At 66.4% G+C, this 8002-nt stretch carries 5 protein-coding genes and 8 tRNA genes; all 13 read left to right on the forward strand.

The features are described 5' to 3' along the window. Nucleotide 1: 1 nt before the first annotated feature. The 13 genes from ACM14_RS29700 to ACM14_RS29760 all read left to right on the forward strand — a co-directional run bounded on the left by ACM14_RS29700 (nucleotide 2) and on the right by ACM14_RS29760 (nucleotide 8000). Nucleotides 2-77: transfer RNA gene (locus tag ACM14_RS29700), tRNA-Glu, on the forward strand. A gap of 44 nt (nucleotides 78-121) precedes the next feature. Beyond that, a tRNA-Asp gene (locus tag ACM14_RS29705) sits at nucleotides 122-198 on the forward strand. 289 nt (nucleotides 199-487) lie between these two features. Beyond that, a complete protein-coding gene (locus tag ACM14_RS29710; protein WP_224986538.1) occupies nucleotides 488-856 on the forward strand; it encodes a hypothetical protein in 369 nt (122 codons plus the stop codon). Between the two features lie 217 nt (nucleotides 857-1073). Next, on the forward strand, nucleotides 1074-2504 hold the full coding sequence (locus ACM14_RS29715) for a TolC family protein (protein WP_063325969.1): 1431 nt from the start codon (nucleotides 1074-1076) through the stop codon (nucleotides 2502-2504). Between the two features lie 41 nt (nucleotides 2505-2545). Further along, on the forward strand, nucleotides 2546-3763 hold the full coding sequence (locus ACM14_RS29720) for an efflux RND transporter periplasmic adaptor subunit (protein ID WP_065348133.1): 1218 nt from the start codon (nucleotides 2546-2548) through the stop codon (nucleotides 3761-3763). Between the two features lie 4 nt (nucleotides 3764-3767). Further along, nucleotides 3768-6857 (forward strand): efflux RND transporter permease subunit, encoded by a 3090-nt coding sequence (locus ACM14_RS29725; RefSeq protein WP_065348134.1) that lies wholly within the window; start codon nucleotides 3768-3770, stop codon nucleotides 6855-6857. A 16-nt stretch (nucleotides 6858-6873) separates the two neighbouring features. Beyond that, the gene (locus ACM14_RS29730; protein ID WP_012206561.1) at nucleotides 6874-7209 is read left to right on the forward strand and encodes a P-II family nitrogen regulator; all 336 of its coding nucleotides are present in this window, start codon (nucleotides 6874-6876) and stop codon (nucleotides 7207-7209) included. 126 nt (nucleotides 7210-7335) lie between these two features. Then, nucleotides 7336-7411, forward strand: a tRNA-Ala gene (locus ACM14_RS29735). 38 nt (nucleotides 7412-7449) lie between these two features. Then, a tRNA-Glu gene (locus tag ACM14_RS29740) sits at nucleotides 7450-7525 on the forward strand. A gap of 44 nt (nucleotides 7526-7569) precedes the next feature. Beyond that, nucleotides 7570-7646, forward strand: a tRNA-Asp gene (locus ACM14_RS29745). 71 nt (nucleotides 7647-7717) lie between these two features. Beyond that, nucleotides 7718-7793 (forward strand) — tRNA-Glu (locus ACM14_RS29750). A 44-nt stretch (nucleotides 7794-7837) separates the two neighbouring features. After that, nucleotides 7838-7914: transfer RNA gene (locus ACM14_RS29755), tRNA-Asp, on the forward strand. 13 nt (nucleotides 7915-7927) lie between these two features. Next, a tRNA-Ala gene (locus ACM14_RS29760) sits at nucleotides 7928-8000 on the forward strand. Nucleotides 8001-8002: the final 2 nt, after the last annotated feature.

Below are 8002 nucleotides of genomic sequence, written 5' to 3' on the forward strand. Positions count from 1 at the left end.
TGACCCTATCGTCTAGAGGCCTAGGACATCACCCTTTCACGGTGAGTACCGGGGTTCGAATCCCCGTAGGGTCGCCAAGTTTGCAGCACTTGGCTCGAAAGAGCGCAAAAGCTGTCTGCCAGGAGTGGTAGTTCAGTTGGTTAGAATACCGGCCTGTCACGCCGGGGGTCGCGGGTTCGAGTCCCGTCCACTCCGCCAGATTCCTTGTGCAAACCAAGCGTCTGCACAGACAAGAAGCCACCGCAAGGTGGCTTTTTTGTTTCTGCCGCGTGCAGCTCGCCTGCATGGCTGCCTCGCTTTCGCTTGGCAGCAGGCAAGCATGTGCGAAAAGCGGGCTTTGCCACAGATTTTTTAAGGGCAAACCCGGAACTTTGCCTCAACATTCGTAACAATAGATGGTGTCCCGATCACGGGACATTCACTTTCACTGCTCCCGCCTTCGTCTCGCCCCATGCGCCTTGCGCCATCGTTCCTGTTTTCCTTGCTGATGCTGTTGTCCATCTTCTGTGGACAGGTGGCGGCGTCGGCATCGTCCGATGGACTGGAAAGCGATGGCTTGCTGGCGCACCACCCCATCGTGACCATCGATGAGGAATTCCTCGAAGAACTCGCGGAAGTCGAGGAAGACGACGAGACGGAGTTTGCCGAGCTGACGGCACACGGCGGCAACACCCGCCAGCTGCTGGCCCTGCTGGCCTGTGGCGAGGACCGCTCCGCCGAGATGTACTGGCCGCCCGAGCCCATCGCCGTGCAGGTGGTGTCGCTGTGGGCCCCGCCTTCGACCTATTCCCAGGCGCACCTGTCGCCCGCTCCGGGCCAGCTGCTGCGCCCTCCAAGACCTTCCCTGCTCGGCTGACCGCATATTGCGGCGCAGGCATGCCCTGCGCCCCTTGTCGGCTGACGCATCCCACTGCCTGATCACTGCTCGTGCGCGCCTTGCTGGCGCGCATGCCATGCCGTCGTCCGCGCGCTGACTGCGCACGGCCCGGCCGTGCCCGTCCCCGCGTTGTCCGCAGGGGAGGGCCCATCTCTTACTCAACCCCTCGACTGTCGTTTCGCGGCAGATGCATGCCATGGTGAATCCAACGGTATTGGCGGGAATGGCCCCCGCTCGTTTTCCATCCTTTTCGCGCAAGGCCTTGCAAGGCGCGATCTGCAGCCTGCTGGTGGGCTGGGGTGCCGGTGCCTCGGCACAGGCATCCCAGCCTCCCATGACCCAGGCGGCACCCGCCGCGGCTGCAGCCGCCGAGGCCGCAGCGGCCCGCGTCCCGGTCACGCCTAAGGCCGCATCGACGGCTTCAACGGCTTCGGTGGCTTCGGCCGCCGCACAGCGCCTGCCCCAGCTGAGCCTGAACGAGGTCGTTCGCGCCGTGCTGGACCACAACCCCGATCTGCGCGCCGTCGAGCAGTCGCGGACCACGGCGCGCGCAGGCGTGGTCAGCGCCTCGGCGCTGCCCAATCCCAAGCTCGAATGGAACCAGGGCCGCAACAGCGCCCGCGTGCCCGGCGCGGCGGCCGGCACGGTGCAGGGCTGGGCCGTGGCATTGCCCATCGAGAACCCCGCCGTGCGCGGTGCGCGCGTGGAGGCCGCCAGGGCAGGCGAGCAGGGGTCGGTGCACTTCGTGGCGACCACGCGCAATGCGCTGGTGGCCCAGGTGCGGCTGCGCGCCTACGAGATGGTGCTGCGCGAGGCGGAGGTCGAGGCCGCCAAGGAGGCGGTGCGCCTTCTGGAGCAGGCCCATGAGCGCGTCCGCGTCCGCGTGGACAGCGGCGAGGCGGCCCGCTACGAAATCATCAAGGCCGATGCCGAAATCATCCAGGCGCGCCAGCAGGAGCAGACCGCAAGGCTGCGCGCCGAGCAGGCGCAGCTGTCGCTGGGCCGCCTGGCCGCAGGCCAGCTGCCCGTGCGCTTTCGCCTGGATGTGTCGCTGGAGGACCCGCTGCGCATCGAGGACATGGGCGAGATCGATCCCATGGAGCATCCCGAACTGCGCCAGCTCAAGGCGGAGGTCGAGCGTGCCCAGGCGCGGCTCGACGGTGCCAAGGCCTCGCGCTGGCCGGGCGTGGAGCTGCGCTACGGCCAGACGCGCGAGCCCGACGTGCGCCTGAACACGGTGGGCGTGAGCATCCAGATCCCCTTGCTCGACCAGCACCGCGGCCCTATCGACGAGGCCGCCTCCGAGCTGGAGCGCGCGCGTCTGCAGCTGGAAGGCCGGCAGATCGAGCTGCGCCAGCAGACGCTGCAGGCCTGGAAGGAGCTGGAGATGGCACGACTGCGCACCCAGGCACTGAGCCAGGGTTCGGTGCGCGAGGCCGAGTCGGCCCTGCGCGTGGCCGAGGCCGCCTACCGCTTCGGCGAGCGCGGCATTCTCGATGTGCTCGATGCGCAGCGCGTGCTGCGCTCCATCCGCGCAGACCTGCTCGATGCGCGCTACCAGCTGCAGGCGGCGCGCATACAGCTCGAATACCTCGCGGGCCGCTACGACGATCCGTCCGCGCTGTGAAGCGCGCCGTCCCTGCCTCACACCCGAAATCAGAAACGAACATGTCCTTGAATATGCATCCGAAACCCATCGCCGCCCGCGCAGGCAGCAGCACCTTGGTGAACTCCCTGGCCCTGGCCGGCCTGCTGGCCGCAACGCTGGCGCTGAGCGCCTGCGGCAAGAACGAAGAGGCCGAGGCCAAGGCGGCGCCCGCAGCGGCCGCTGCCCAGGAGCAGGACCCGATGGAGGTCCGTGTGACCGCCGAGATGGCTCCCAACTTCGCCGTCAAGCCCGTGGCGCAGGCGCAGATCGCGCTGCTGCAGGAGGTGTCCGGCCGCATCGAGGCCAATGAGCGCCAGGTCACCCGCATTGGCGCGGCCGCCACGGGGCGCGTGACCGAGGTGCTGGTCGAAGTGGGCGACCGCGTGCGCGCGGGACAGGTGCTGGCCCGCGTGGCCAGCCCCGAGCTGACCACCGCCCAGCTGGCCTATCTGCGTGCACACTCCGCCGCCACTCTGGCCGAGCGCGGCGTGGAGCGCGCGCGCCAGCTGATCGCCGCTGATGTCATCGGTTCGGCCGAGCTGCAGCGCCGCGAGTCCGAGCTGTCGATTGCGCGCGCCGAGCAGCGCGCTGCCGGCGACCAGTTGCGCCTGATCGGCATTCCCGACAGCGCCATCGCCCAGCTGCGCGACAAGGGCACGCTGCAGTCGCATGCGGCCGTGCTGTCCACAGGGGCCGGCGTGGTGATCGAGCGCAAGGTCAGCTCCGGCCAGGTGACCCAGCCCGGTGATCCGCTGTTCACCGTGGCCGACCTGAGCAGCGTCTGGGTGGTGGGCGCGATTCCCGAGCAGATGGCCAGCGGCGTGCGTGCCGGCCAGGCCGTGGAGATCGCCGTGCCCGCTCTGGGCGAGCGCGTGCTGTCCGGCCAGATCGTGCATGTGGGCGACACCGTGACGCCCGAGACCCGCACCGTCACCATCCGCACCCAGGTGGACAACACCGAGCGCGACCTCAAGCCCCAGATGCTGGCCACCATGCGCATCCAGGGCGAGGTGCGCCAGCTGCTGGCCGTGCCGGCCGAGGCCGTGGTGCGCGAGAACGATCGCGACCATGTCTTCGTCAAGAAGGGCGAGAACCACTACCGCCTCACGCCCGTCGAGCTGGGCGCCGCCAGCGGCGGCATGCGCCCCGTGAACAAGGGCGTGGCCGATGGCACGGTCATCGTCACCACGGGCGCCTTCCACCTGAACAACGAGCGCAAGCGCGCAGAGCTGGAGTAAGCCCATGATCGCTTCCATGATCCGGGCCGCACTGAGCCAGCGACTCATCGTGATCGTGCTCTCGCTGGTGCTGTGCGGCTTTGGCCTGCGCGCCGCCATGAATCTGTCGGTGGATGCCTTTCCTGACGTGACCAACGTCCAGGTCCAGGTGGCCACTGAGGCGCCAGGCCGTTCGCCCGAGGAAATCGAGCGCTTCGTGACCGTGCCGCTGGAAATCGCCATGACCGGCATGCCGGGCCTGGTGGAGATGCGCTCGCTCAACAAGAGCGGCCTGTCCATCATCACCCTGGTCTTCACCGATACCACCGACGTGTACTTTGCGCGCCAGCTCGTCACCGAGCGGCTGATGGAGGTCACGCCGCGCATGCCCGAAGGCATCATCCCCGTGCTGGGGCCGGTGTCCACGGGCCTGGGCGAGGTCTACCAGTACACGCTGGACCATCCCGACGACGGCAAGCGGGCCCTCACGCCCGAGGAGCTGACCGAGCGCCGCACCATCCAGGACTGGGTGGCGCGCCCGCTGCTGCGCTCCATTCCCGGCGTGGCCGAAATCAACTCGCAGGGCGGCTACGTCAAGCAGTACCAGGTGGAGGTCGACCCCGGCCGGCTGCGCCACTACGGCCTGTCCGTGCGCCATGTGGTCCAGGCCATCGCCGACAACAACGCCAACGCCAGCGGCGGCATCCTGCCCCAGGTGACCGAGCAGTACCTGATCCGCGCCGTGGGCCTGATCCAGTCGCTGGAGGACATCGGCAACATCGTCCTCAAGCAGGATGGCGGCGTGCCGGTCTTCGTGCGCGATGTGGCCGAGGTCCAGCTGGGCCAGGAAGTGCGCCAGGGCGCCATCATCAAGGGCGGCTATACCGAAGGCGTCTCCGGCATCGTGCTGATGATGCGCGGCGGCAATGCCAAGGAAGTGGTCACCCGCGTGAAGGAGCGCGTGCAGGAGATCAACTCCAAGGGCATGCTGCCCGGCGGCCTGCAGATCGTTCCCTACTACGACCGAACCGACCTGGTCGACTCGGCGCTATGGACCGTGGGCAAGGTGCTGATCGAGGGCATCCTGCTCGTGGTCGTGGTGCTCTTCATCTTCCTGGGTGACGTGCGCTCCAGCCTGATCGTGGTGGCCACGCTGATCATCACGCCGCTGACCACCTTCATCATGATGAACCGCTGGGGCATCTCGGCCAACCTCATGTCGCTGGGAGGGCTGGCGATCGCCATCGGCCTCATGGTCGATGCCACCGTGGTGGTGGTGGAGAACGTGTTCCACAAGCTCGGACAGGCCGGCGACAGCATGGGCGCACGCGTGCGCACCGTGCTCTCGGCCACCACCGAGGTGGCCACGCCCACCATCTTCGGCATCGCCATCATCATCCTGGTGTTCCTGCCGCTGATGACGCTGCAGGGCATCGAAGGCAAGATGTTCGGCCCGCTGGCGCTGACCATCGCGATCTCGCTGGCGGTCTCGCTGGCCGTGTCGCTGTTCCTGTCGCCCGTGCTGTGCTCGTACTTCCTCAAGGGCGGCGCGGACCATGACACGCGCCTGATCGCCTTCCTCAAGCGCCACTACCTGCGCCTGCTGGACCTGGCCACCGCGCGCAACCGCGCCACGCTGGCCGTGGCCGTGGCGCTGCTGCTGGGCTCGCTGGGACTGTTCCCGCTGCTGGGCAAGTCCTTCATGCCCACCATGAAGGAGGGCGCGCTGACGCCGCAGATCAACCGCGTGCCCAGCATCTCGCTGGACGAGTCCATCCGCATGGAAATGGCGGCGATGAAGGCCGTGGCCGAGGTGCCCGGCGTGCTCAGCGTGGTCTCCAAGCTCGGACGCGGTGAATCGCCGGCCGATCCCGCAGGCCCCAACGAGTCCGACCCCATCGTGCTGCTGGACCCCGAGTCCGACCGCACCCAGGACGAGATCGACGAAGACATCCGCCAGCGCCTGTCCTCGATCCCGGGCGTGCAGATCGTGCTGTCCCAGCCGATCTCCGAGCGCGTGGATGAAATGGTCACGGGCGTGCGCTCGCAACTGGCCATCAAGGTCTTCGGCGACGAGCTGGACGATCTGCGCGATGTCTCCGAACAGGTGGCCCGCATCCTCAAGAGCGTGCCGGGCAGCACCGACATCCGTGTCGAGCGGCTGTCGGGCCAGCAGGCGCTCACGGTGGATATCGACCGCAAGGCCATTGCCCGCCACGGCCTGAACGTCACCGACGTGCAGGGCGTGATCGAGTCGGCCATCGGCGGCAAGGACGTGACCACGGTCTACGAGGGCGAGCGCCGCTACAACGTGGTCGTGCGCTTCCCCGAGCCCTTCCGTGGCTCGCCCCAGGCTGTCGGTGCCACCTTGCTGACCACCAGCACCGGCGCGCAGGTTCCGCTCAACAGCGTGGCCCGCATCGAGCTGGTGGACGGACCCGCGCAGATCAGCCGCGAAGGCGGCAAGCGCCGCGTGGTGGTGGGCGCCAACGTGGAAGGGCGCGACCTGGGCGGCTTCGTGACCGAAGTGCAGCAGCGCATCGACAAGGAAGTGCAACTGCCCGACGGCTACTACTTCAAGTACGGCGGCCAGTTCGAGAACATGGAGCGCGCCATGGGCACGCTGCAGGTGATCGTGCCGCTGACCATCGTGGCCATCTTCTTCCTGCTGTTCGTGCTGTTCAATTCGGTCAAGCTGGCCGGGCTGATCATCCTGGTGCTGCCTTTCGCCTCCATCGGGGGACTGATAGGCCTGTTCGTCACGGGCGAATACGTGAGCGTGCCGGCATCGGTGGGCTTCATTGCGCTGTGGGGCATTGCTGTGCTCAACGGCGTGGTGCTGGTCAGCTGCATCCGCAAGCTGCGCGAGGATGGAATGGACGTGGCCGAGGCCGTGCGCGAAGGCTGCGTGCAGCGCTTCCGCCCCGTGATGATGACGGCCACCGTCGCGCTGCTGGGCCTGGTGCCCTTCCTGTTCGCCACCGGCCCCGGCTCGGAGGTGCAACGCCCGCTGGCCATCGTCGTGATCGGTGGCCTGATCTCGTCCACCCTGCTTACGCTGGTGGTGTTGCCGACCCTGTACCGCTGGTTTGATGAAAAACCGCTGGAAGCCTGATGAAGGAGACACTGCAATGACCATGAAGGAAATCCGGGCCATCGTGCGCCCCAGCCGCCTGGAGCGCCTGCGCGACGCGCTGCGTGCCATTCCCAACTTCCCCGGCGTGACGCTGTTCCGTGCCGAGGGCTTCACGGCCCCGGCCGCCATCGACAAGCGCAGCGTGAAGGAGGAGTTGACCGACTTCTCCGACAAGGTCATGGTCTGCGTCCTGGCCGAGGCCTCCATGGTCGAGCCTATCCGTGCGGCCATCACCACGGCCTGCCATTCGGGCCAGGTCGGCGACGGCCTGGTCTGGGTGGTGGACATCGCCGAGATCCACCGCATACGCGATGGGCAAAGCCTGGCCTGACCCGGGCTTGAGCAGGGCGCCGGAATGCAGGGCGACATAAAAAAGTCATGCATTCCGGAATTGCCCCAAAAACGCTGTGCTACAATTTTTGAATCGCAGCAACGAAGCAGTGCAACGTTGCAGCAAGGGGGTATAGCTCAGCTGGGAGAGCGCTTGCATGGCATGCAAGAGGTCATCGGTTCGATCCCGTTTACCTCCACCAAAAATTGAGACTTGAGTATTTACGCAAGTTCTAGGATTGACCCTATCGTCTAGAGGCCTAGGACATCACCCTTTCACGGTGAGTACCGGGGTTCGAATCCCCGTAGGGTCGCCAAGTTTGCAGCACTTGGCTCGAAAGAGCGCAAAAGCTGTCTGCCAGGAGTGGTAGTTCAGTTGGTTAGAATACCGGCCTGTCACGCCGGGGGTCGCGGGTTCGAGTCCCGTCCACTCCGCCAAAATTTGCCGCTTGGTATGTAAGCGCCTTTGAAAAACGAAGGCGCTTTTTTATCGGCGGATCATAGGCTGTGACCCTATCGTCTAGAGGCCTAGGACATCACCCTTTCACGGTGAGTACCGGGGTTCGAATCCCCGTAGGGTCGCCAAGTTTGCAGCACTTGGCTCGAAAGAGCGCAAAAGCTGTCTGCCAGGAGTGGTAGTTCAGTTGGTTAGAATACCGGCCTGTCACGCCGGGGGTCGCGGGTTCGAGTCCCGTCCACTCCGCCAGTATCGGATTTTTGGGGGTATAGCTCAGCTGGGAGAGCGCTTGCATGGCATGCAAGAGGTCATCGGTTCGATCCCGTTTACCTCCACC

It is taken from the genome of Delftia sp. JD2 (genome assembly GCF_001682645.1).
Taxonomy (GTDB): Bacteria; Pseudomonadota; Gammaproteobacteria; order Burkholderiales; family Burkholderiaceae_C; genus Comamonas; species Comamonas acidovorans.

What these genes read in the sequence shown, in the direction of transcription:
- ACM14_RS29710 (WP_224986538.1), top strand. Translation starts at nt 488, where the DNA reads ATGCTGTTGTCCATCTTCTGTGGACAGGTGGCGGCGTCGGCATCGTCC.
- ACM14_RS29715 (WP_063325969.1), top strand. Translation starts at nt 1,074, where the DNA reads ATGGTGAATCCAACGGTATTGGCGGGAATGGCCCCCGCTCGTTTTCCA.
- ACM14_RS29720 (WP_065348133.1), top strand. Translation starts at nt 2,546, where the DNA reads ATGTCCTTGAATATGCATCCGAAACCCATCGCCGCCCGCGCAGGCAGC.
- ACM14_RS29725 (WP_065348134.1), top strand. Translation starts at nt 3,768, where the DNA reads ATGATCGCTTCCATGATCCGGGCCGCACTGAGCCAGCGACTCATCGTG.
- ACM14_RS29730 (WP_012206561.1), top strand. Translation starts at nt 6,874, where the DNA reads ATGACCATGAAGGAAATCCGGGCCATCGTGCGCCCCAGCCGCCTGGAG.